We start from the raw sequence: 23,388 nt of genomic DNA, 5'->3' as shown, positions 1-23,388 counted from the left end.
AACTGCTTTGTCTTTTCTATCTGAATTTTAGAAAATATTTAATTGTGAGAAGTTCATCATGCACTTAATATTAAATCATCGATTTTACAGCCAAGTACCTTCGATATTACCAAAACTTTGTCAAGGCTTGGATTTTTCTTATCTCCTCTCTCCAGTTCCTCCAAATAAGATTTTGAAATTGAAGTTTCAAACTTGGTATCTTTAGTAAGATTTTGAACATCCAAAGTGGTATATCCCAAACTTACTCTTATATCACGAATCTTTTTTCCGTTTAACATAAGAAAACCCCCTATTTAATATTAGCTTCTCTTTTTAAATTATATTACTTTCTAATAAAAATTTATAGCGGGATTTTGTTATTTAATTGTTATTTTTTGTTTTAAAATTTACATTTTTACTGATCAACGAGTCTATAACCTACTCCAACTTCCGTATATATATATTCAGGCCGTGTGGGATCTTTTTCCAATTTTCTTCTTAAATTCGCCATGAACACCCTTAAAGATTGTGTTTCATTTCCCACAACGGAACCCCAGATCTCATTTATAATAAAATTATGAGTCAGCACCTTGCCTGAATATCTGCATAAGAGCTCCATGATCTTGAATTCCGTAGGAGTTAAATGTATATTTTCCCCATCTACAACCACTTTCCTCTTTTCAAAATCAATAAACAGATCCTTGACTCTAAATTGTTTTATCTTTTTCTCATGGGAACTGTTCATATTGCTGTGCCTCAATGAAACACGAATTCTAGCAAGCAGTTCCCCTATTCCAAAAGGTTTAGTCAGATAATCATCTGCCCCTTTATCCAGGGCTTCAACTTTCTGCCTTTCATTCCCCCTGGCAGAAACAATTATAATGGGGATTTTAGACCACTCTCTTATTTTAGATATAACCTCAACTCCGTCAATATCAGGAAGACCCAGATCAAGTATTATAAGATCAGGGTTATTTGACATAGAAAGTGCAATGGCTTCATTTCCCTTATCTGTTTCAATATACTTATAATTTTGAGCTGACAGTGCCGCAGTTATAAATCTCCTTATGATCTTATCATCTTCAACTACTAAAATATATGGTCTACTATCCAACTGTCATTCTCCTTCCTTTAATCTATTACCTTTTTGCCGGGAATATTGAACCTAAAGATACTGCCTCCATTCTTCCTGTTGAAGGCAGCAATTTTCCCGCCGTGGGCTTCCACAATGGATTTACATATCGCAAGCCCTAAACCTACTCCTCTCCTGGAATCAGATATTTTGCTCCCATTCGTAAAGAACCTGTCAAATATATAAGGTAATATCTTATCATCTATACCTATGCCATCATCAATAACTTCAAAAAATACATCATTGTCCTTTCCATAAGCTTTAACCTGTATAAGAGATCCCTTTGGGGAAAATTTTGCAGCATTGTCTATCAAATTTATAAGTACCTGTTCAATTAAACTTCCATCCATAGGAGCCATTATCATTTCCTCAGGGGCATCTATTTTTATTTCATGATCTCTAAAATACTTGGAACTTCTCTGGGCTGATTCCGTAAGAACTTCCTCCACCAGTTCCATATTTTTGTCTATTCTCACATTGCCCTCATCAAATCTAGTCATGCTGAGCAAATTTTCCACCAGCCTTATAAGCCATTCTGTATCATCGTAAACTCCCTTCAAGAGGCTCTGTTTGACATTTTCAGGTATGGATTCACCATCTTCTAAAATCGTACTTATAGTACCTTTAATTCCGGCCAGAGGACTTCTAAGATCATGGGAGATGGATCTCAAAAGACTGCTCCTCAATCTCTCCCTGTCGATAGCTGTCTTCGAGGCTTCCTGCTGACTTACAAGGATCTCCCTGTCAAGTGCAATGGCCATTTGACTCATAACAGTTTCAATTATGAATTTTTGATCCGGTTCGAGAAATCCTTCAGAGCAGGATACTCCTATGACTCCCAATATTTTTTTATCAATTTTTATAGGTATATAATATCCCTTTGCCCCATAGAATGTATCCGTACCTGCACCAGATTCCCTTCCCTTTAAAAAGCTCCAATAAGCTGCAGCATTTTCATTTTTATCTGGAAAAGGAAATTTATATTTTCCATTATCATTCTTATAGACAAAAGGGGTGGATAATTTTTCATCTTTAGACAGATAGCATATGACAGTCCTGTCAATAAGCCTTGAAATATACTTTATCCCTATAGAAACCACATCTGAATTTCCAACTGCACTAAGCAGCTTGCTGCTAATTCTGTAGAGCGTCTGAGTTCTTTTTTCCCTGACATTCGAATCACGGGCATTTTTTTGAATTCTGTTGGTAAGATTGCCAATGGTAAATGCCATGATAAGCATCATAACAAAAGTAACCAGATAGTTTCTATCATAAAATTGGAATGAATACTTCGGTTTTATAAAGAGATAATTGAATATGGCAACTCCCGCCAATGAAGATATTATCCCCAGAAAATACCCCTTAGTTTTGATATAGATAATTATAACACCCAAAATCAAAATCATAAATACATTGGATTCGGAAAATCCAATGTATTCACAAAACAGGGCAATAAAAGTCATAATCACCATAATCAAGGAAGCTCTTAGAATTTCTCCCAGTGACAGATTAACTCTGAAATTTAATTTTAAAAAAGTTTTCTTTTTCTTTTCCTCATACAGAGCATTGGGTATAACATAGACATCAATATAGGAATTTGAATCCATAAGTTTATCAACTACATCCTTTGCATAAAAATGGAACAGCCTGCTGGTATTTTTATTATTCTTTCCTATTATTATCTTGGTTATATTCCTGAATTTGGCATATTCTATTATCTGGTCGGAAACATCATCTCCATATATTGTAGCTACCTCTCCACCTAATTGTTCTGCTAAATTAAAATAGGAATTCAACCTTTTTACATCATTTTTATCATTTTTTCGATTTTGGGGAGTTTTTACATAGAGTACTATCCATTTTGAATGGTAGACTTCCGCCATCCTGGCAGCAGTACGTATAACCCTCGCAGAAGAAGGTGAAGAACTTATACATGCCATTATCTGATCTGACGTTGGCACCACAGTAACCTGGCCTCTTGAAAGTCTGTCGATTTCCACCTCGTAATTTACCCTGTCGGCAGTCTTTCTAAGTGCAATTTCCCTCAGGGCATACAGATTATTTTTAGTAAAGAAATTGTCGAAGGCCCTTCTCACCTGTTCCCTGGCATATATTTTCCCATCTCTGAACCGCTTTAAAAGTTCATCTGGTTCTATGTCTATTATTTCCACTTTATCTGCATTGTCAAATACCTTGTCCGGAACAGTTTCCCTCTCGGTCACATGTGTTATACTCTCCACTACATCATTCAAGCTTTCAATATGCTGCACGTTCAATGTGGTATATACGTCAATTCCCGCATCAAGAAGCTCATATACATCCTGCCACCTTTTCCTGTTCCTCTTGCCCTTTGCATTGGTATGTGCCAGTTCATCCACAAGTACTATATCAGGTTTTCTTAAAAGAACCCTGTCAAGATCCAGCTCCCTCAAAACTATGCCTCTATAGTCAATTATACTGGGAGCTATACTTTCAATCCCCTCCGTCAAATTCATGGTTTCTTTTCTCCCATGAGATTCTATATATCCTATTACCACATCTTTTTTAAGCTGCTTTAATTCCTGTGCCTCCCTGAGCATGGAATAAGTTTTTCCAACTCCTGCGGCATAGCCAAAAAATATTTTTAAATTTCCACGTTTATTTTCAATTTGATCTTTTTGAACTTCTTTTAAAAGATAGTCAGGATCTGGACCTTTATATTGATTCATAAAAAACAACTCCTATTATCTAAAAATTAATCCTTACCCGTACATCCAATTATACCACTAGCGTTTTACTTGAATAATACAACCTTATTTTTGAGATAAAATACAGCATTGCCGTCACCATAAAAATTATACAGTTCAATACTGTGTCCTTTAATCTTACCTTTAAAATACATTTTTCTATATGAACCCGAACTGCCTTCATTTAGAGTTAATCTGATATTATTATTATCTACGGTGTATTTCCCTTCAATATATACCGCACCTCTGGATAAAGTGTTTATCAAGGTACAATTATTATTTCCAGACAATATAAGCAGCACATTATTTTTAGGACATTCATATTTTCCAGTGTAGTTATTTTCATAATACCCTCTATTAGAAAAAATCAATATACAGCCAGCCGCAACTATAAATAGCAGCACGATGACTGTTTTCTTCATGATAACCATCACCCATCTTTTCCACAATCTATTAAACATAGTCTTTATTTGTTTAGAATTGAAGTTATCTCAAGATTTACTTTAAGTACATTTACCCTGGGCTCACCTAAGCTTACGGAAGTATCACCTTTAGTGTACTTTTTAACTATTTGTCGTAACCTGTTTTGATCTATACCGGTTGCTTTTGATACCGCAGGTATCTGTACCTCAGCAGCTTGAGGACTTATGTCCGGATCAAGCCCGGAACCTGAGCTTGTAAGAAGATCTGTAGGTATATCTTCTCTTCTCACTCCAGGATGTGATTTCAAAAAATCATTTATATCTTTTTGAACTCTTTCCTTCAGTGCCTTGTTGGAAGGTGCCAGATTCTGAGATCCAGATGATACTCCAGAATATGCTGTTTTTCCATTTTTACCCGGTATTTTATCTTTTTCCGTATAGGTATTGTAATTTACATATGAAACTCTGCCCTTAAAGAATCTGGGGTCGGTAAAATTTTGGCCTATAAGTTCTGAACCAGCTTCTCTGCCATTTAAAGTTACAATGCTGCCATTTGCCTGCCTGTGAAAGAAGATCTGACCCACTGCCGTTATAAAAAGGGGATAGACAATTCCACAAATTATCATCATCACAATGGTTATCCGAAGGGCTTTTTGAAAACTTTTCATTTTAAACCATCCTTTCATAAAATCTAATTTAAACTGAGAATTCTAACTAATGGAGTTATGAGCATATCAATAATTTTTATACCTACAAAAGGCGCAATTATCCCACCGAGTCCAAAAATAAACATATTCCTCAAAAACAGGGTCTCTGACTTCATTGGCTTATATTTCACACCTTTCATGGCAACAGGTATAAGCAGAGGGATTATTATTGCATTGAATATCAGTGCCGACAATATTGCACTATAAGGTGTTGACAGCCTCATAATATTCATAACCTGCATTTTGGGTATAGCAGCCATAAATATGGCAGGTATTATGGCAAAATACTTAGCTACATCATTGGCAATACTAAAAGTAGTCAGTGCTCCCCTAGTTATTAAAAGCTGTTTCCCTATTTCAACCACTTCAAGTATTTTTGTGGGATCAGAATCCAAATCAACCATATTTGCAGCTTCTTTTGCAGCAGTAGTTCCGCTGTTCATTGCGAGCCCCACATCAGCCTGCGCCAGTGCAGGTGCATCATTTGTCCCATCACCTGTCATGGCTACAATCCTTCCCTCCGACTGTTCTTTTTCTATCGCATCTATCTTATCTTCAGGTTTACACTCGGCAATAAATCCATCTACCCCGGCTTCTTTGGCAATAGTTGCTGCAGTAAGCGGATTATCTCCCGTACACATTATGGTCTTGATTCCAATTTCACGCAGTCTTCTAAATCTATCGACAAGTCCCGGCTTAACCGTGTCTTTAAGGTAAATGACTCCGTATATCCTATTGCCCACACACAACACAAGAGGCGTACCTCCCATACTTGCCACTTTATTTACTATCTGTTCCAAATCAGGCGGTATATTTCCATTTAATTTCTTCACTCTCTCCACTATGGCATCGTAGGCACCTTTCCTTACAGAAGTACCGTTACTCAAATCAACTCCACTCATCCTTGTCTGAGCCGTAAATTCTTCAAAATGCACATCATCGTACTTATTTTTTTCCACTCCGGAACCCAGTTTATACCCAAGTTCCACTGTGGATTTTCCCTCCGGAGTATCGTCTTTCAAAGAACATACAACGGAGTAATCTATAAGCTCCCTTTTATCCGCGCCCTTCACCGGCACAAATTCCGCAGCCAACCTGTTTCCAAATGTTATGGTCCCGGTTTTATCCAGTATCATGGTATCCACATCTCCGCAGGATTCAACCGCTTTTCCCGACATTGCTATCACATTGAACCTGGTAACCCTATCCATACCAGCTATCCCAATGGCAGATAAAAGTCCTCCAATCGTAGTAGGTATAAGACAAACAAGCAGTGCCACAAGTGTGGATATCGAGATACTTGCCCCCGTATAAGATGCCATAGGATAAAGTGCCACAAGAACTATGAGAAAAATAAGTGTAAGGCTTACAAGAACAGTATTAAGGGCAATTTCATTCGGTGTCTTCTGCCTTGAAGCTCCTTCTACAAGGCCTATCATTTTATCAAGAAATGACTCTCCCGGAACTGCTGTTATCCTTACTTTTAACCAGTCGCTTACAATTTTAGTACCTCCTGTTACCGATGCAAAATCTCCTCCGGCTTCTTTTACAATAGGGGCTGATTCACCGGTAATTGCAGATTCATCAACAGAAGCTATTCCATCTACAACTTCTCCGTCATTGGGTATTATATCTCCCTTTTCCACCAAAACCCTGTCACCTTTTTTAAGTTCTCCTGCATTTATTATTTTTGTATTTCCATTAGAATCCAAAAGCTTCGCTTTTGTATCCCTGCGGGTTTTCTTCAAGGTTTCAGCCTGCGCCTTCCCTCTACCTTCAGCTATGGATTCAGCAAAATTTGCAAACAAAAGAGTTATAAGCAAAATCACAGCTACTATAAAATCATAAATTCTCAAGTTACTTCCTTTATCTCCAAATATACTTGGAAAAATTGTACTTATCAAAGATACGAAAAAACCAATCTCAACTACGAACATAACAGGGTTTTTGAACATATACTTCGGGTTCAATTTTTTAAAAGATTCAACAATGGAATCTTTTAATATGGTTTTGGTAACGAACTTGGATTTACTATTTTTCATAATCAAATCACTCCTTCCGATATCTACAGCGTGAGCTGTTCTGCAATAGGTCCCAGTGACAATGCCGGGAAAAATGTAAGTGCACCGATTATCAAGACAATAAATATCAATGTAAAAGTAAATACTGCATTATCCGTCCTGAATGTCCCCTCACTAACAGGTACTGATTTTTTCGCAGCTAAAGACCCTGCTACTGCAAGCAAAATTATCATTGAAAGATATCTCCCAAACAGCATTACTATACCTGTCGTGGTATTCCAGAACAGAGTGTTGTCCGCAAGTCCTTCAAATCCGGAGCCATTATTGGCTGCAGAACTTGCAAATTGGTACACTATCTGTGTAAGTCCGTGAAATCCCGGATTTGATATGCCCGCTACACCCTGCGGCAATACCAGCGCCAAAGCTGAAAACATCAGTATCAAAAATGGATGTATGATTATGGCAAGTGCAACTAATTTAATCTCCCTGCCTTCAATTTTCTTTGACAGATATTCCGGAGTTCTTCCAACCATAAGCCCGCAGAGAAAAACAGCGAGTATAGCATACATAATCATATTCATGAAACCTACACCATCTCCTCCGAACACCACATTCAACATCATATTTAAAAGTGGCATCAGGCCACCTAACGGCGTCAGGGAATCGTGCATGTTGTTTACAGCTCCAGTTGTTGCCGCCGTGGTGATTGTAGTAAAAAGCGACGACATTGGTATGCCGAATCTAACTTCCTTGCCTTCCATGTTTCCCATAAGCTGATTGAGTCCGATTTGTGAAAGAGTCGGATTACCTGCCTTTTCACATGCATAACACACTGCTATGCCGGCAACAAGCAGTATTCCCATAGCTGAAAATATGGAGATGGCCTGTTTTTTCTTTTTAACCATGTATCCAAAGTATACGACAATTGCTCCAGGGAAAAGCAGCATTGAAAGCATCTGTACAATATTGGTAAGCGGCGTGGGATTTTCAAAAGGATGAGCTGAGTTGGCTCCAAAAAATCCACCTCCATTGGTTCCAAAGAGTTTTATAGATTCCAGACTTGCTACAGGGCCCATGGAAATATCCTGCAGCTTGCCTTCAATAGTAGTCACAGTTTTGGTAGGTGAAAATGTCTGAGGAACACCCTGCTGAATATAAAATATAGACACTACAATACACACAGGCAGAAGTATTCTGGTTATAATTCTCACAAAATCCACATAAAAATTTCCGGGTGTTTTCTTCTTTCCTGTGATCCCACGTACAAACGCCAGTGCTGCAGAGAACCCTGTAGCCGCAGAGATAAACATGAAAAATGTAATAACAACCATCTGGCTGAAATAGGAAAGACCCGACTCTCCACTATAATCCTGAAGGTTTGTATTGGTTAAAAAACTTATTACAGTATTGAAAGTAAGTCCGGGCTCCATGCCATTTATATGATTGGGATTCAATACATGAATAAACTGCAGTCTCAAAATTATATAAGCTATTACAGCGGGAACAACATTGCACATAAGCAGAGCAAGTATATACTGCTTCCAGCTCATTTCCTCCTTTGTTATCCCTACAATCCTGTAAATAAAATTATCAACTCTATCAAATACAGGATCTAAAAAAGTCTTTTTATGTTCTGCCACTTTATAAACATATTTTCCTGCTGGAATACACAATAATACAAAAATAGCAAGTACAATCACAATTTCCAGTATTCCCATAATTATTTAGAACCTCCCTTAAATTAAAATTTTTCAGGATTGAACAAAGCGTAAAATAAATATATAAACAATAAAATAATCAAAATACCCAATAAAATCATAAGCAGTCCTCCACTCAAAATTATTTTTTACTGATTTGCTTTTCGCACCAGTTCACAAAATATCTCAATGATAAAAATACTGCCAAAATCACGGCAATAAATAAAAAATCCAGCACATTCCATTCCTCCTCCAATTCATATTTTCAATGTTATCATCACGAGTATAAAGTTTGTGTTAAGATCATAGGCAATAATATAATGCTTATATAAATATAATTTGCCATTTTACACGAAAATTAATTACAGAGCAAAAAAACACCTTTTTAAACAACAGTTTCTGTCTTAAGGTGTAAAATAAAAACAGCATTAATATTTAAATATATTAACACTGTTTTCTGTCCCTTAATTTATTTAAAATCAGTTTAATTTTCTTCACTTTCCATATATCCTTATATATTTATTCAACCTCCTCATTTTTTGTTTTTTGATTCCCCGCATCCATCATATCTTCACTGATTAGAGGATTAAAAAATTTTTGGGCTATCAAGGTTGGTACAACAGCACTTAAAATTACCGTTGTCACTATAATAGAATATTGTATTGTATTTATAAAACCATGATTAAGACCAAACAGGGCAGATATTGATCCAAAAGTCAATCCTGTTGCCATAAGCAAAGTAGTATATATTCCATCTTTTCTTTTATATCCATACAATACGGTAAGAGGTCTTATACCTACATATTTGGTAATGATTTTCACTGCCAGAAAGGCAAGTACTATCCATGCATAATTTATAACATGATATGAAACATTGCTTCCGGCTTTCAAAAAATAAAAAGGTATAAACAAGCTAAAAGTTATTGCCATAAGTTTATCATTCAAATATTTCTGTTTCTTGAAAAACGGGGAAAGCGCCAGACCTATTATATATGCAGGCAGTACCGCCTCTACATTGGCCATTGTAGCTATACCACCACACAAAAATAAAATCAGGAATATATATTTTACTTCCAGCTGATATGTTTTACCGCCAAACTTATCATTGAATTTAGTGGTGATTTTATCTAAGAAAGGTGTAATTGCAATCATCAGTACTATAAAAAAGAGAAGCCATTTGTTAAAGTTGGCAAATATAAGTCCAAGAGCCAAAACAGTACCCAAATCTGTAACAAAGCAAGCAGCTAAAATTTTTTGTCCCAATTCTTTTTTGTCCAGACCCGTCTCAAGCATTACTGAATAAACTACAGCAACTGAAGTAGTTGAAAGCGCTATTCCACAAATTTCCGAAGAATTCAAAGTCCATCCCAAAATATAATAAGACCCTAAAAAGCATAATACAAAAGGTGCCGCAAAAGACAATATTCCTATAAATAAACTCTGCTTCAAATTTGATTTTAATATATCATGATCTATTTCTGCTCCAGCTTGAAACGTGAGAATAATACTCCCTGCACCTGCAAGAAAATCAATCCATTGGTTCGTAGTTAAATTCATAACGTTGCCTGCTGCAATACCCACCAATATCTCAACTAGAGATATTGAAATACCGGAGTAATATGCTATGATACCTGCAATTATAGATAGTACAATCCATTTTGAAAATAGAAGCCACATTTTTCTAATCCTCCTATAAATATATTTAAAATAGTAATTTAGTACCTGTAAATTATAGGAGTCATTAGCATAAATGTGCATTTGAGACGAACTCCATCGTCTTTTACCTAAAAATAAGCATAAAAAAACTTCCACCTACAATAAGCAGAAGTCATTAATCACAAAGATATTTAAAGGCAAACTTCATTACCTAAATCTTAAATTATGATAATATATTATCATAATTTAAGATATGTGTAAAGTAAAAAATATTTGTTATTCCATATTTTCTACGTCCTTGCTTACAAATTACTTTTCAATTGCAACAATTCGCTTATGAATGACGTTCAGTTCCCAAAATGCCCGTCACTTTATAGTACCATATTTTTAGGGCATCTAAAATCAGCATGGCAAAAATCGTGATGACGAACAATATTATGATAGATAGACAGGAACATTAGAGAGCTGATTTGTGCTGCATTTAAATTCTGGAATTTGAAGTAAAACCAGAGAATCCCCAATCCAAGAGCCAGCCAGCCTATTGTAAAAATAGCAGATATCTTGGCCAACCGAGGCATATTCCACGTTTCGGGAACTGCAGTCGGCCATGCTTTGTCAGTACCCAACGTCAGAGTAACCATATCGTTCATCACGATAATAAACACAATCAGGCTCAACGAAACCGGGAAAAATCCAGTAAAGATAAATCCAAAGGTCAGAAGTGCAACCAACTCAGCTGTACGAGCCAACTTTGTAATAGTCCATGTCATCATTCGCCGATAAACACGGTGTCCTCCGTCAATTACCCTGGCAATATCAGACAAATGCGGCTCGGTTAAAACAACTTTGGCCGACGATTTTGCCACGTCTGTTGCTGTGCTCACTGCGATGCCAACATCTGCCTGTTTCAGAGCCGGAGCATCGTTAATTCCATCGCCGGTCATTCCAACAACCATTCCCAATTTTTGCATGGCTTGAACGATCTTGTACTTGTCCTCCGGATATACATTGGCAAATCCATCGAAATCCAGGGGATTTGACAAGGCATCCTCCAATGTTCCAATTCGGCTGCCAATTACCACCTGCTCGGCAACCGCCTTGGCAGTTCCTATGGTGTCACCCGTTATCATGATAATGCGTATACCTAAACCTTTGATTTTTGCAATTGATTCTTTAGCATCATCCCTCAGTGAATCAGCTAAGGCAATAAGACCGTGGCAGACCAGTTTTCCACTCTCTCCGGAAGCAACTGCTAGAACCCTGGAACCTTTTGAACTCAACAATTCAACTTGTTCCATAAACTGATCCGGCACTGCTGCAATTTTAGTAATAACCTCAGGTGATTCAAGAGCCACATCCAATTGACTTCCATCATCGTCAATCTGAGCCCTTGATATTTTCTGGACCGGGTCGAACGCAATAAAGGACGTTCTTTTCGGAACAGACAAATTTTGTCTTCTCAAAACCCCGAGTACTGCAGTACTTATGGAATCATTTGACGTATCATCGCTTGCGGCAGCTGCCAGTTCCAGCAACTCATCATCTTTCATTTGTCCAAACGAAACCAGCTTATCAATTTCAGGGCGATTATTTGTCAATGTCCCTGTTTTATCCACGAGTAGTACATTTACACTAGCAGCTTCCTGAATTCCAGTCAATCCTGTTATCAGTACATGCTCTTTAGCCAAATTCTGCTCTTCCAGTGAATTTGCCACAGTAAAGCTGGCAGGCATCGAAATTGGGATAGTAGCAATAAACAAAATCACCAGAAACGGCAGCAGCTCTTGCCAAGAAGTTCCATGAATCAATGCAGTTATCACAAGGATAACGGCAAGGACAATATCCAGATATGCAAGATATCGGACAATGTTAAACAGCAGTACCTGAAGCCGTCCTAGAGCTTCAGCAGTCCGAACCAGTTCTGCAGTTTTACCATAGGAACTCTTCGTTCCAATTGCAGTTACACTTGCAATTGCCTCACCATGACTGATGGTGGAAGCAGAAAAAATCGTTTCACCAGCCTGTTTGGTTACATCAATCGATTCTCCAGTCAGTGCAGACTCATCAGTGCTCACAGTACCACTTACAATTTCCATATCCGCCGGTACAATATCTCCAATTCTGACATGTACAATATCTCCTGGAACAAGCTCCATGGATGGCAGTATCTTCCACATTCCATTTCTCAAGGTTCGAACATTGATCTGCAGCTGCTGATGCAGATAACCGATAGCATTCTTTGCACGTTTTTCCGGAATTTCATTATAGCCGTATTGCTTTCGCTTTGCTTGAACATCGGAATTACTTAATCCACTTCCCTTATATGAATTTTCGATACCAGCCGTATCTTTACTTCAAGCCATTAAAATTTCCCTCCCTCTGTCTCAGATTGCCATCTTTTACAAGCCATCAAAAAAGCCGATGGATCTACCCATCAGCTTTTTTTAAGCAATTAAAGCGAGCTTCATCACTTTGATATTCTATTACAATATTTTAGTATTTAGTGTAACACTTGTTAGAGTCATTGTAAAATATTCAATTTAGGATATAAACTGTTAAGGCGCAAATATTTTATTATACAGATCTTCACCAAAACTTGTCGGCAACGGCTCACCTTCGCTCAACTGAAAAGTTCGATGACCATTTGCCTGTCTCTCAGCACGCAGAAAAATAGCATTATCCATTTTTTTCTCATAAAAGCTGTGTGAGAAATCATATAGATGGCTTACAAAAAACACTTTGATCTTTTTTTCCAGAAGGGCGCTGACAATCTGCCGGCCTATTTCCGATCCCTCCCTTTCATTGGTAGCAGAAAATGATTCATTAAATAAAATCATAGAATTCGGCCGGATGAATCTTACGATATCATTCATTCTTGAAAGTTCTTCATCCAGCTTACCACTCTTCATAGTGACATCTTCTTCTTTTTTATAATCGGTAAAAATGCCATCACATATATCGGCGCTAAAGGATTTAGCTGCCACAAACAAACCACATTGCATCATGAGCTGTGCCTGACCAACACTTCGTAAAAAGGTAGATTTTCCTCCCTGATTGGCACCTGTAACAATAATTAAATCTTTATACTCTGCATTTACATTATTACCAATGACTTTTTCCCCTAAAATTAGAGCAAGACTGACATCATAAAGTCCATTGACGGAATACTTGCGGCGACCCAAACCATAGAGTATAGGAAAAGAAACAGGTTCTCCCTTTTCAGAAAGGCTGTCATATAAATTCAGGCACCCTACATAAAAGGCAAGTTCTGACTGCAGAGTTACAAAAAAGCTGAGAATATTCTCACAAGATTGTGAAAGTATATTTGCTATTACTATTATTCCAATTGCCAGATTTTTTCTTCTCGATAAATCAACACAGCCGCTCTCATCACGAAGATCAATAGTCATGCTTGGTGCAAAATGCCATTTCCACCACTGGCGCTTTCTGTTTTGTTTGCAAAGCACGTAGTGTATCCCCTGATTGTATTCCCCGAGTTCGGCACTAATTAGGATGCCATTTTTAAATTTCAATTCATTTAAGCAGGTTTTTGTCGTATAAAAGTACTCGTCATCCAGTTCCTCCTGTATCATTGTAAAAAAAACTAGAAACCCCTTTGACTCAAATTTACAAGCATTGCCATCTATAACAATACGAAGCCTTTTTAACATTTTAAAAAACATCTGCAATAGACTTACGGAGCTGTTTAAAGAAGGAGTATATGAGCCGAACGTCTCCCACCAAAACTCCTTTTTCTTTTTAACGCTCTCTACTGCAATATTAAAAAACTCCCTTACAACATCAGCATTTTTTATACAATCTTTTAAAATAGCCTGACGATACAGAATTTCATCCTTATTTTTGAGGCTTATAAATACAGCTTTTTTTTACAACATCCAATATTAGATCATCATCGCCAGCCATTACACTGAATAAGGTATCAAGTTCCAAATCCCGTGCAAGTATTTTATCCTGCGGCGTTAATTTTTGTTTGCAGTCAAAGTCACGATCCTGATACATCAAATGTACTTTCATGATTTTACCCTCTCCTTTAAAAGATCATAGGTAAGTCGATATTTTTGTGCTATATTATAGCATACGCAAGTCCATCTGCAGGGCCTCTGACAATCTTATAGGTTCGGCGTGCCGGATCTTCAGGCAATACCGTACTTATCATACTTACAATTTTTTTATTGTAAGAAGCAAGTTCATCTAGAAATGTCACCCATATGCACAGAGAGTCCAACTGAAGAATGCTGTCCATTATTTTTTCACCAATAGCAACTGCATCTTTCAGAGTTGTCGAGGAAAGTATTTCGTTTATAATGATAATACTATCCTTTGTCGCATGTTCCAAAATATCATGCATCCGTATGAGATCATCCTGCAGTTTACCGCTTAGATTTTGAATATTTTCTTCTCTTTCAAAATGCGTATATATATTATCAAACAGGAAAAGCTGTGCCTCTTTACCCGGTACAGGACAGCCAAGACTCCCAAAATAATGCAATTGGCCAAAAGTACGGGCAAAAGTAGTTTTTCCACCTTGATTCGGTCCTGAAACCACAATGACACGTTCCCTATCTTTAAGATAAAAATCATTGCAGATAACAGGCTGATTATGTGCAATAAGTTTATCAGCAAGAGCCAGATCAAAACTTTTAATGCTATTAACTTCTTTACATCGCAAGCTCATATGCGGATAGCAGAAAGAAAGCTCTGCTCTTTTAAAATGCTTTATATACTCCAAATAAGCAATATAAAACTGAATTTCTCTGGAAAATACAAAAATCTTTTGATTGACAAAATTCATATTTTTTATGCAGTAGTTACTTAAATCTAAGAAAATATTTGGATATAACTTTGCTACCAAATTCAACACACCTGCCTCGACATGCTCGGAATAAGATTTGTCAGAAGCATCCTTGGTATAAAATTTTGCAGCACCGCAGGCAAATCTTTGAAAAACTTTTTCAATTTTGGGGGTAAGAGCCAGTTCATCATCATATTTTTGGACTTTGATAGTTGTACCTTTAATTAGCATACAATAATGGACGGTTGCCAATTCAGCTTTCAACACTTCCGTTTCAGATTGTAAAGTTGTAAAATTATCAGATTTTTTGCATTTCAATTGCAATATCATAAATATACTCCGAAAATGTTCTGATTTTTTTAAACAGCGTCTCATTTTCAAGATCTTGCATAACTTCCTGGTGATAACTGATTGTATCTTCACTGCGCAGAGGTTGAAGGAAAAATGATTTTATATTATACTTCTGCATTCCAGACGTGATTGTATCTATAATTTGATCAAGATTCAGATCTTTAAAATATGATGGAGCTTCCTGAGATTCCATATTAACAGCTGCATCATTTTTCTGAAATAAAATACTTGTGAAGGTCATTTTGCAACTCCACCTTTCAAAAAAGAATATAAAAAAGCTGACAGCTTCATTTTATAGAAGTCATCAGTTTTTTAGCATTTAGGCTCTTGCCATGGAAAACTTCATTTACTTTACTTAAATTATATTATAAATTATACCGTCCAAGATTTCAATATCAATATGCCGTCAGTTTTATTCTCTGAGGGTAGCAGTGATTCTTTTCGGATTCATCAGCAGCATTAACGCATCCTCACTGTTTTTTACAACAATGTCGGATTTTAATAACGTTTTAACAGAACAGCCTTCTTCACCAACTACAAGTATAGACAGGGCACAAATTTCAAACATTCCAATATCATTTTTCCCATTACCTATGCATATTGTATCATCAGCACCAAGCAGCCGCACAAATTCTTTCTTTTTCATACCGCCGCTGCCTTTTAAAACTTGAACTTTGGCACCGACATTCCTGCATTCATTCTGCACTGAACCATATGTATCCGAGGATAAGATATAAATATCCAAAAATTTCTCGATTTCAACTAACATTTCTCTCACAGATGATTTTAATTTTCCATCTGTGGCAAGAGTACCATTAAAATCAAAAACAGCATTTTTAACAGAAAGCTCGTTTTGTCCCGGTATTGTTATTTTTAGCATATTACATGCTCCTCTCCTATTGATATACTTATAATTTTACTTTTAAATCTAATATTTCACCATAATATATTTTCATTTTTTGCTTTATCCGAAGGCTACCATTGCTAATACTCCCAAGCTTCTCAAAGTGGGAGATAAAGAGAACTTGCAACTCATTCGAACTCAAGCGAAGAAGCTATAGAATTACTTATTGAGGCAGTTGAAAAAGCGGGCTATATATCAGGAAAAGATATTTTATAGAATCTCCACGTATCCTTCCGTTCCGTTCACCCTAATTCTCTGTCCGTCTTTAATTATTCTGGTGGCATTTTCCACACCCACAACCGCAGGCAGTCCATACTCTCCGGCAACTACAGAACCGTGAGTCATCATTCCGCCTACTTCCGTCACTAGACCCTTTATAGATATAAAAATAGGTGTCCAGCTGGGGTCAGTAAATGCAGTCACCAAAATATCACCTTCTTCCATCAGTGCCTGCTTGATAATCCAGTAATGTTCAACCATAATATATTTCAGATATTCCAGATAGCTGGTAAAATTGCGCAGGCGGTCAATCATCCTCTCCGTTTTTTTAGCCTTTTGTCTTCCACCAGGCAGCTGTTTTAAACGTTTTAAGAGATCCTGCTTTTTTTGCCTCACTTCCAACAAACCTTGTTTCAATCTAGTATTATGGGCATCCTGCTCAAAATTTTTGATATTGCTGAAAATCATTGGGATAAGAGTTGTGGGCTGTTCACTGAAGCGGGTTCTGGTGATGTCGATTTCACCAGAACAGCGCATACCGTATTTTTCAAGATACATCCGCATGGATTTGCTGACAACATTCCCGCCTTCCAGCCCTCTCAAATCCTCAAAAAAAGTGTCATTATCGGTGTGCTTAAAATACTCCATCACTGCCGGATATTGCCGGACGACATCTGCCACATCCAGCAGTGCCAGCCCCATTTCAGATGTAACATTGTTGGCCATCGATTTTGAAAGTGAGTCTGCTGTATTTTTTTCACCCAACCACTTTTTCATTTTCCTGTTAATCCAATTCAGTACATATACCCCCACATAAATTGCTGCCATGCCCTGTGAATTACACATAGCCTTCTTTAACAGCTTGAGATCCTCTATAACAAAATCAAACAGCTCTTCTCCGGTTTTTGAAAATCAATTACATATAAATCCATACATATTCTTCCTTCCATTTTATGTATATTGAGTAAATCGGATATACGACTACAGGTATTTTTCCTTATAAAAATTCCTTTTAAACAGATTTATATATTCATCAAATTCTTCACATAGGGTATCAAGATCAATTCCCATTTTAGGTATCTTACTCAAATATCCATCAGTAATCAAATCAAGTATTTTCATGATCAGCTTCGGATCGATGTCGTCTTTGAATTTTGAAGTGTCAATGCCCTCAAAAACAATTTTATTTCTAAAATTCTCACTTTCATCATTTGCAAGAGCATCTTTTACCTCTGTTTTGACTTCATCATCATTTTCAAAATACACACTGTTTAAAAAGGAAAAGATGGCAGGGTGTTTCTTCATAACCGAAATTTCGATACTGGATGTAAGCTTGATTCTATCGAAAAAATCAGTAACGGTATTGTCAAACTTTCTATCAATTTCATCCATAATAGTATGGGTGCACAAATCAATTAAGTATAAATATAAAGCCTTTTTTGTGCCAAAGTAATGAAATACCAGCGCTTTCGAAACTCCAGCCGCGTCAGCGACATCACTGATGGAGGCTTTTTTGTAACCGTTAGCGCCAAAACATGTAAGAGCAGCATTGACAATCACATCCTGCTTTTCTAAATGTAAAGCTGAAAAATTCATCAATTGACCCACCTTATAAATATTGTTGACCGAACCGGTCAGCAATAGAATAACACAATTAACCGATTCGGTCAATAACAAAAAAACCAACCTTATTAAAAGGCTGGTTTTTTCATCTTTTCTCTTTACATTTTATCCTTTGGCGAACTTGTCATTGCCGCTTTCCTTAAAAAATTCCTTCCAGGTTTTTTCAGCATATGGCGCAAATTCTTTAGATGACTTAGTTATCTTTTCATGAAATTTAGGGTCATGAAGCATTTTTTCCGCTCCAGTATCATCCGGTTTAGCCCCTACTTTCTTGCATACATTTATTATAACATTGGTATTGTCTATCATGCTGCATGGCCTCAACATGTTTTTATTATAGGGCTGCATAGATCTTAATTTCTTAAAGAATGGATCCCTGAATGCATCTATCAGATGCCTGCCTTTTAAGTTAACAGTTGAAAAATGTGAGAATATGCACGGTTCAACATCCTCTTTCGAATTAACATGGAAAAAGTATTTACCTGCAATGCATCCTCCAACATATGGGGCATCATTAAAGAAATCTATAGTAAAATACGGTTTATTAGCCCTTATTTCCCTGTTTCTCTTTCCAAGATAATCTCTCTGTTCTCCTGTAAGCATCATGTCAAAGTCTTCATCGTCCCCATTTACAGGCATAAATAAAAAGTACCAGCTCATTTTAGAACCTTTCCTAATTAACATATCCGTAAATTCATCACTGAGCACTGTATTTATATTAGTCCTCGTAACAGCTGAGGACACCCCGAACAGTATTCCTCTCTCATGGAGTATATCCATAGCTTTCAATACCTTCTTATACGTGCCCTTCCCTCTACGCTCATCAGTATCCTTTTCAAAACCTTCAACTGAAAGCATAGGTATTACATTGCCGCTTTTCTTAAGTCTGTCTGCAATTTTTTCGTCAAGAAAAAGTCCGCTGGTAAATGGCGTAAACATTACATCATTATACTTCTCATAAATGTCCAGAAGATAATCATTAAAGAAAGGTTCTCCACCTAAAATAATAATATAATAAATTCCAAGATCTCTTGCTTCTCCTATAATCCTGTCGACCTCTTCCGGCGGGATGTCATCCTTCTTGTCAAAACTTGAAGCGTAACACCCTTTGCAATGAAGCGAGCACCTCATGGATGGGCTTAAAAGCATAACAAATGGTATCTTAGTATCCTCTTCATCTAGATATTTTTTCCTCTTGGGTCCCGCAAACCAATTTGCATTTGCAAAAAAACACGAGAAAAATTTTTTCAGGCATTTAGTATCTGTATTTTTTAAAATATCCTGAATATATTCATGCTTATATTTATCATTATGATAATAATCCTCAACAAATTTAATTTGGGCTAATGCAGATTCATCTTTAGTCAGCATTTTAATAGCATCAAAAATTTTATCTATGTTTTTTTCTGGATCCCTATCAAGGTAACTGACAATCTTGTTTACAATAGCTTGTTTAGTAGCTTTTTCTAAATTCTCTCTTATTTTCACGAAAATTCCTCCTCATAGATATTTATTAAGTTTGGTAACAAACATTTGATATCCATATATCTGATACCCGTTTTATATTTAAATATGAATAATGGAAAGTGAACTATATCTCCATTTAAATGGAGAGCTTCGGATTCCCAATAAAACTCAGCCTTGAGTTTCACCGGTATATCTTGGGGTGTCCAGCCCCACTACTGCTGGTACAGATTTCTTCGACCTAAACAGATACTTTTTCAATATATTGAAAGTCCCTACGCAGTCTGCATTGAAGATCCTGAAATTGACTGATAATACGATATTCTATTGTCAAAATACCTTTTAGTTCTTTACCTTCAGGCATCTTTAAAAACAGATATATGTCTGTAATACTGTATTTTCCTTTCAGGTAATCTCTCAATCTTTTAAGCAATGGTGCACAAAACTCTTATTGAGGTACCTTATACTAAAGTTTATATGCTTAAATCCCGGAGGTTTGGAATTTTCAATATCGCATTAACTACCTTTTTTATGGTTTTTTACCCTCCCTTCTTTCTGAAGTTCGCCATATACACAGATTCTCTATTATTTTTACCCATACATATGGCATATAATACTTATAAGATAAATTCAAATAAATAAAACAACTATTATATATACATATAATATTGCTATTAACTGCGGCCTTTCACCTCCTTTTTAAAAGAGAAGGATCCTCAACCATATTTCCTAAATATATTACCATATAACTATATAAAGAATTAATCTTACTGTCGACAATAACCCATAATATAATAGATTTTAATGACCATACAGAATTAAACATTATTTTAGTAGTGATTCATTATTTATTATAATCTTAGCACTTTTACTTTTCCGAATCAATATATTTAAATGTTAATATGGGATTACTGTTTTTTTGTTGATCACAATTATTTTAATACCTGCGGACATTAAGCTGCTTTCCGATTATAAACCAGTATTGCAAAAATACATGCAGCAATAAGAATACCAAGACACCATGCAAGTGCAGCCCAAATATCGTTTCCCACAGGCTGTCCTGCCAGCAGGGAGCGAATCGAATCAACGATGGATGTTACCGGCTGGTTTTCAGCAAAGGCACGAACAACCCCCGGCATTGATCTGGTTGGTACAAAAGCTGAGCTGATAAATGGGAGAAAGACAAGCGGGTAGGAAAAAGTGCTCGCACCGTCCACCGATTTTGCGGACAATCCGGCAATTACTGCAATCCATGTCAAAGCCAGTGTAAACAAAACGAGTATACCGGTCACAGCCAGCCATGATAATATTCCTGCCGATGAGTTAAATCCCATAATCAGCGCTGTGAGAATGATGACGACAACCGAGATAGTATTGGATACCAGAGATGTCAGTACATGACCCCACAGTGCTGCCGAAGGTGCAACAGGCATAGAACGGAACCGTTCAAAGATACCTTCCTGCATATCCATAAACAGACGATAAGCAGTATAGGAAGTACTGGCTGCAATTGCAATCAGCAATATACCTGGCAGTAGGTAATTCACATAGTTATCCGTGCCGGTTTGAATGGCACCACCGAACACATAGACAAACAACAGCATCATCGCAATCGGCATGATTGTAACCGTGATTATGGTATCCATACTGCGGGTAATATGGTGCATGGAACGTCCCAACATCACACCTATATCGCTAAAAAAGTACCTCTTTGTCATTTCCATTCACTCTTCCCCCTTCTTGCTGACGATTGCAAGGAATATTTCTTCCAGGTTCGGCTGTTTTTTAATGTACTCCACCTTTGCGGGCGGAAACAGCTTTTTAAGTTCTTCAAGGGTACCACTTACGATAATCCTGCCTTCATGTAAAATGGCTATTTGATCCGCAAGCTGCTCGGCTTCCTCCAAATACTGGGTAGTCAGGAACACCGTTGTGCCGCCCTCTGCAAGCTCTTTGACAATCTTCCAAACCTTCATGCGCGCCTCGGGATCAAGGCCGGTGGTGGGCTCGTCGAGAAAAATAAGCTGCGGTTCTCCAATCAGGCTCATGGCAATATCGAGCCTGCGGCGCATGCCGCCCGAATAGGTGAAAACCCTGCGGTGAGCTGCATCAATAAGATCGAAACGGCTCAATAAACAATCTGCCACCTGATAAGGATTTTTGAGATGCCGCAGTTTGGCGATCATAATCAAATTTTCCCGCCCGGTCAAAATCCCGTCCACGGCGGCAAACTGCCCGGTGAGACTGATGGACTGCCTCACCCTGTCAGGTTCCTCCATGACATCAAACCCGTTGACAACAGCAATTCCACTGTCTGGTTTCAGCAATGTGGTAAGAATTTTGACAATCGTAGTCTTGCCTGTACCATTGGAGCCAAGCAAGGCGAAAATGCTGCCTTTTTCCACCTCGAAATCCACGTCTCTCAGAACGTGAAGTTTCTTGTACGATTTTTTAAGTCTCCTCACCTGGATTGCTTTTTCCATTTCGATATTCCCCCTTTCTTTGTTTTATCCTCAGCCTTTTTCATAGCCCTGCCAATTTTTTGGTCGACAGATTCCTTGTAGATGTCAGCATAAGTTTTCGAACCTTTGATTAGATCGTCGCAAAAAGCCGCTACATCACTTCCCGTCACATCGAGCACACCTTTCCCCACGGCCGCACCTTCTTCAAAAAGATCGACAATCCCCGAAAGTAAACCTATGCCGTCGGTCAGTTCAACAGGACCGACCTTAAAGAGATATTTTTGAATCTCCCTATAGACAATCTGATAATCTTGCGGGAGCGATTCGACACGTTTCACGTGCGCCCGCCACTCTTTTTTACCTTTGATGATATCCTGTATTCTCATTTCACCCTCCTATCTACCTAATTTTTTAGCAATATTATCGTTGAGCTGCCGGCGCCATTTATCACGATAAGACTTTGCTCCTTCTTCACCGGCCAGGGCTGAACAGAAACCTTTGATATCGCCACCCAAAACCTCCTGGATACTTTCACCGTCCGCTGCCGATTCTTCGAGCAGGCCAAGCACACCGTCAAGAATCGGCATCAGGTTGCGGCCGGTAAAATCCGAGTGCGGCCAAAGGCTGGTCTTAATTTTTTTCCATGCCGTTTGATAATCTGCCGGCAGTTTTTGGGCTCGCACTTCAAAAGTTTTCATTTCCTTAGTCATGTCGCTGCCTGTGATTTTTTCCCAAAAATTCATTTCTCTTTCTCCTTTAACTCATTGATTTTCGATTCTACGAACTTCCATTTTTCCCAGAACTTCCGCAGTTCCCCGCGCCCCGCATCGTTGAGCACGAAAAACTTTCGCGGCGGCCCCATGTCGGAGGGCTTTTTGGTGACCTCTACCAACTTGTTTCTTTCAAGCCGTATTAGAATGGTGTACACCGTTCCATCCACAACATCTGTGAAACCGAGGGCGTTCAGCCGCCGCGTGATTTCGTAGCCGTAGGTTTCTCTGCGGCTTATTATTTCAAGGACACATCCTTCAAGCACGCCTTTGAGCATTTCCGTTAGGTTTTCCAGCACAATCACCCCTTGCTATTTTGTATGACTTGTATGAAGTATTATTTACTACTGCTATATAGTAACACGCAATAGCTCTCATGTCAATAAGATATCGCAAGTCTTAGTGTAAAATTACTGTAGGGTTATTTAAGATGAGAAATGGA

23 protein-coding genes, 1 pseudogene and 3 riboswitches are annotated in these 23,388 nt (G+C 37.6%); all 24 genes and pseudogenes read right to left on the bottom strand.

The features are described from left to right. Nucleotides 1-56 precede the first annotated feature (56 nt). The 24 genes and pseudogenes from AB8S09_RS14105 to AB8S09_RS13990 all read right to left on the bottom strand — a co-directional run bounded on the left by AB8S09_RS14105 (nt 57) and on the right by AB8S09_RS13990 (nt 23,224). Complete coding sequence (locus AB8S09_RS14105; protein WP_294182344.1) at nt 57-278, bottom strand: helix-turn-helix domain-containing protein; 222 nt, start codon at nt 276-278, stop codon at nt 57-59. Between the two features lie 116 nt (nt 279-394). Continuing rightward, nucleotides 395-1,093 carry a response regulator gene (locus AB8S09_RS14100; RefSeq protein ID WP_294182343.1) on the bottom strand — a complete coding sequence of 233 codons (699 nt, stop codon included), beginning with the start codon at nt 1,091-1,093 and terminating at the stop codon, nt 395-397. A 17-nt stretch (nt 1,094-1,110) separates the two neighbouring features. Then, on the bottom strand, nt 1,111-3,819 hold the full coding sequence (locus AB8S09_RS14095; RefSeq protein ID WP_369869354.1) for an ATP-binding protein: 2,709 nt from the start codon (nt 3,817-3,819) through the stop codon (nt 1,111-1,113). Between the two features lie 65 nt (nt 3,820-3,884). Beyond that, nucleotides 3,885-4,259, bottom strand: coding sequence for a hypothetical protein (locus tag AB8S09_RS14090; RefSeq protein WP_369869353.1), 375 nt, complete (start codon nt 4,257-4,259; stop codon nt 3,885-3,887). Between the two features lie 44 nt (nt 4,260-4,303). After that, nucleotides 4,304-4,927 carry a K(+)-transporting ATPase subunit C gene (locus tag AB8S09_RS14085; RefSeq protein WP_369869351.1) on the bottom strand — a complete coding sequence of 208 codons (624 nt, stop codon included), beginning with the start codon at nt 4,925-4,927 and terminating at the stop codon, nt 4,304-4,306. A 23-nt stretch (nt 4,928-4,950) separates the two neighbouring features. Further along, the gene (gene kdpB, locus AB8S09_RS14080; protein ID WP_369869350.1) at nt 4,951-7,008 is read right to left on the bottom strand and encodes a potassium-transporting ATPase subunit KdpB; all 2,058 of its coding nucleotides are present in this window, start codon (nt 7,006-7,008) and stop codon (nt 4,951-4,953) included. A gap of 23 nt (nt 7,009-7,031) precedes the next feature. Continuing rightward, a complete protein-coding gene (kdpA, locus tag AB8S09_RS14075) occupies nt 7,032-8,705 on the bottom strand; it encodes a potassium-transporting ATPase subunit KdpA (RefSeq protein WP_369869349.1) in 1,674 nt (557 codons plus the stop codon). A gap of 23 nt (nt 8,706-8,728) precedes the next feature. Continuing rightward, nucleotides 8,729-8,806 (bottom strand): K(+)-transporting ATPase subunit F, encoded by a 78-nt coding sequence (kdpF, locus tag AB8S09_RS14070; protein ID WP_369869358.1) that lies wholly within the window; start codon nt 8,804-8,806, stop codon nt 8,729-8,731. A gap of 397 nt (nt 8,807-9,203) precedes the next feature. After that, the gene (locus AB8S09_RS14065) at nt 9,204-10,361 is read right to left on the bottom strand and encodes a cation:proton antiporter (protein WP_369869348.1); all 1,158 of its coding nucleotides are present in this window, start codon (nt 10,359-10,361) and stop codon (nt 9,204-9,206) included. Nucleotides 10,362-10,409: 48 nt separating this feature from the next. After that, nucleotides 10,410-10,471: riboswitch (Fluoride riboswitch) on the bottom strand. A gap of 28 nt (nt 10,472-10,499) precedes the next feature. Continuing rightward, nucleotides 10,500-10,561: riboswitch (Fluoride riboswitch) on the bottom strand. Nucleotides 10,562-10,711: 150 nt separating this feature from the next. Further along, on the bottom strand, nt 10,712-12,676 hold the full coding sequence (locus AB8S09_RS14060) for an HAD-IC family P-type ATPase (RefSeq protein ID WP_294182359.1): 1,965 nt from the start codon (nt 12,674-12,676) through the stop codon (nt 10,712-10,714). Nucleotides 12,677-12,895: 219 nt separating this feature from the next. After that, nucleotides 12,896-14,155, bottom strand: coding sequence for a MutS-related protein (locus AB8S09_RS14055; RefSeq protein WP_502064936.1), 1,260 nt, complete (start codon nt 14,153-14,155; stop codon nt 12,896-12,898). A gap of 40 nt (nt 14,156-14,195) precedes the next feature. Continuing rightward, nucleotides 14,196-14,375 (bottom strand): hypothetical protein, encoded by a 180-nt coding sequence (locus tag AB8S09_RS14050; RefSeq protein ID WP_294182335.1) that lies wholly within the window; start codon nt 14,373-14,375, stop codon nt 14,196-14,198. A gap of 49 nt (nt 14,376-14,424) precedes the next feature. Continuing rightward, complete coding sequence (locus AB8S09_RS14045; RefSeq protein ID WP_369869346.1) at nt 14,425-15,483, bottom strand: MutS-related protein; 1,059 nt, start codon at nt 15,481-15,483, stop codon at nt 14,425-14,427. Then, nucleotides 15,452-15,745: a hypothetical protein gene (locus tag AB8S09_RS14040; RefSeq protein WP_294182333.1), complete on the bottom strand. Its 294-nt coding sequence runs from the start codon at nt 15,743-15,745 to the stop codon at nt 15,452-15,454. The genes AB8S09_RS14045 and AB8S09_RS14040 overlap by 32 nt, the downstream gene beginning before the upstream one ends. Before the next feature lie 47 nt (nt 15,746-15,792). Continuing rightward, nucleotides 15,793-15,863: riboswitch (Fluoride riboswitch) on the bottom strand. A 53-nt stretch (nt 15,864-15,916) separates the two neighbouring features. Beyond that, on the bottom strand, nt 15,917-16,384 hold the full coding sequence (locus AB8S09_RS14035; RefSeq protein WP_294182332.1) for an HAD family hydrolase: 468 nt from the start codon (nt 16,382-16,384) through the stop codon (nt 15,917-15,919). Nucleotides 16,385-16,618: 234 nt separating this feature from the next. After that, nucleotides 16,619-17,536 (bottom strand): annotated as a pseudogene (locus tag AB8S09_RS14030) (PEP-utilizing enzyme); the annotation flags it as partial. A 72-nt stretch (nt 17,537-17,608) separates the two neighbouring features. Further along, nucleotides 17,609-18,226, bottom strand: coding sequence for a TetR/AcrR family transcriptional regulator (locus AB8S09_RS14025; protein ID WP_369869345.1), 618 nt, complete (start codon nt 18,224-18,226; stop codon nt 17,609-17,611). Between the two features lie 129 nt (nt 18,227-18,355). Beyond that, nucleotides 18,356-19,738, bottom strand: a complete 1,383-nt coding sequence (locus tag AB8S09_RS14020; RefSeq protein ID WP_294182330.1) for a radical SAM/SPASM domain-containing protein — start codon at nt 19,736-19,738, stop codon at nt 18,356-18,358. A gap of 217 nt (nt 19,739-19,955) precedes the next feature. Continuing rightward, the gene (locus AB8S09_RS14015) at nt 19,956-20,147 is read right to left on the bottom strand and encodes a hypothetical protein (protein ID WP_369869344.1); all 192 of its coding nucleotides are present in this window, start codon (nt 20,145-20,147) and stop codon (nt 19,956-19,958) included. A gap of 520 nt (nt 20,148-20,667) precedes the next feature. After that, nucleotides 20,668-21,438, bottom strand: a complete 771-nt coding sequence (locus AB8S09_RS14010; RefSeq protein WP_369869343.1) for an ABC transporter permease — start codon at nt 21,436-21,438, stop codon at nt 20,668-20,670. Next, on the bottom strand, nt 21,439-22,197 hold the full coding sequence (locus tag AB8S09_RS14005) for an ABC transporter ATP-binding protein (protein WP_369869342.1): 759 nt from the start codon (nt 22,195-22,197) through the stop codon (nt 21,439-21,441). Beyond that, nucleotides 22,176-22,562: a DUF1048 domain-containing protein gene (locus AB8S09_RS14000; protein ID WP_294182326.1), complete on the bottom strand. Its 387-nt coding sequence runs from the start codon at nt 22,560-22,562 to the stop codon at nt 22,176-22,178. The genes AB8S09_RS14005 and AB8S09_RS14000 overlap by 22 nt, the downstream gene beginning before the upstream one ends. A gap of 9 nt (nt 22,563-22,571) precedes the next feature. After that, the gene (locus AB8S09_RS13995; protein ID WP_369869341.1) at nt 22,572-22,919 is read right to left on the bottom strand and encodes a DUF1048 domain-containing protein; all 348 of its coding nucleotides are present in this window, start codon (nt 22,917-22,919) and stop codon (nt 22,572-22,574) included. Beyond that, complete coding sequence (locus AB8S09_RS13990; protein WP_294182324.1) at nt 22,916-23,224, bottom strand: PadR family transcriptional regulator; 309 nt, start codon at nt 23,222-23,224, stop codon at nt 22,916-22,918. The genes AB8S09_RS13995 and AB8S09_RS13990 overlap by 4 nt, the downstream gene beginning before the upstream one ends. Nucleotides 23,225-23,388 lie beyond the last annotated feature (164 nt).

The sequence above is a fragment of the Clostridium lapidicellarium genome, from assembly GCF_041224415.1.
GTDB classification, from domain to species: Bacteria; Bacillota; Clostridia; order Clostridiales; family Clostridiaceae; genus Clostridium_B; species Clostridium_B lapidicellarium.
This window is presented reverse-complemented; position numbering and strand designations above follow the sequence as displayed.

Excerpts from the sequence above, each read along its gene's own strand:
- AB8S09_RS14105 (WP_294182344.1), bottom strand. The coding sequence starts at position 278 with ATGTTAAACGGAAAAAAGATTCGTGATATAAGAGTAAGTTTGGGATAT.
- AB8S09_RS14095 (WP_369869354.1), bottom strand. The coding sequence starts at position 3,819 with ATGAATCAATATAAAGGTCCAGATCCTGACTATCTTTTAAAAGAAGTT.
- AB8S09_RS14090 (WP_369869353.1), bottom strand. The coding sequence starts at position 4,259 with ATGAAGAAAACAGTCATCGTGCTGCTATTTATAGTTGCGGCTGGCTGT.
- AB8S09_RS14085 (WP_369869351.1), bottom strand. The coding sequence starts at position 4,927 with ATGAAAAGTTTTCAAAAAGCCCTTCGGATAACCATTGTGATGATGATA.
- kdpB (WP_369869350.1), bottom strand. The coding sequence starts at position 7,008 with ATGAAAAATAGTAAATCCAAGTTCGTTACCAAAACCATATTAAAAGAT.
- kdpA (WP_369869349.1), bottom strand. The coding sequence starts at position 8,705 with ATGGGAATACTGGAAATTGTGATTGTACTTGCTATTTTTGTATTATTG.
- kdpF (WP_369869358.1), bottom strand. The coding sequence starts at position 8,806 with ATGATTTTATTGGGTATTTTGATTATTTTATTGTTTATATATTTATTT.
- AB8S09_RS14065 (WP_369869348.1), bottom strand. The coding sequence starts at position 10,361 with ATGTGGCTTCTATTTTCAAAATGGATTGTACTATCTATAATTGCAGGT.
- AB8S09_RS14050 (WP_294182335.1), bottom strand. The coding sequence starts at position 14,375 with ATGAAAGTACATTTGATGTATCAGGATCGTGACTTTGACTGCAAACAA.
- AB8S09_RS14045 (WP_369869346.1), bottom strand. The coding sequence starts at position 15,483 with ATGATATTGCAATTGAAATGCAAAAAATCTGATAATTTTACAACTTTA.
- AB8S09_RS14040 (WP_294182333.1), bottom strand. The coding sequence starts at position 15,745 with ATGACCTTCACAAGTATTTTATTTCAGAAAAATGATGCAGCTGTTAAT.
- AB8S09_RS14035 (WP_294182332.1), bottom strand. The coding sequence starts at position 16,384 with ATGCTAAAAATAACAATACCGGGACAAAACGAGCTTTCTGTTAAAAAT.
- AB8S09_RS14010 (WP_369869343.1), bottom strand. The coding sequence starts at position 21,438 with ATGGAAATGACAAAGAGGTACTTTTTTAGCGATATAGGTGTGATGTTG.
- AB8S09_RS14005 (WP_369869342.1), bottom strand. The coding sequence starts at position 22,197 with ATGGAAAAAGCAATCCAGGTGAGGAGACTTAAAAAATCGTACAAGAAA.
- AB8S09_RS14000 (WP_294182326.1), bottom strand. The coding sequence starts at position 22,562 with ATGAGAATACAGGATATCATCAAAGGTAAAAAAGAGTGGCGGGCGCAC.
- AB8S09_RS13995 (WP_369869341.1), bottom strand. The coding sequence starts at position 22,919 with ATGAATTTTTGGGAAAAAATCACAGGCAGCGACATGACTAAGGAAATG.
- AB8S09_RS13990 (WP_294182324.1), bottom strand. The coding sequence starts at position 23,224 with ATGCTCAAAGGCGTGCTTGAAGGATGTGTCCTTGAAATAATAAGCCGC.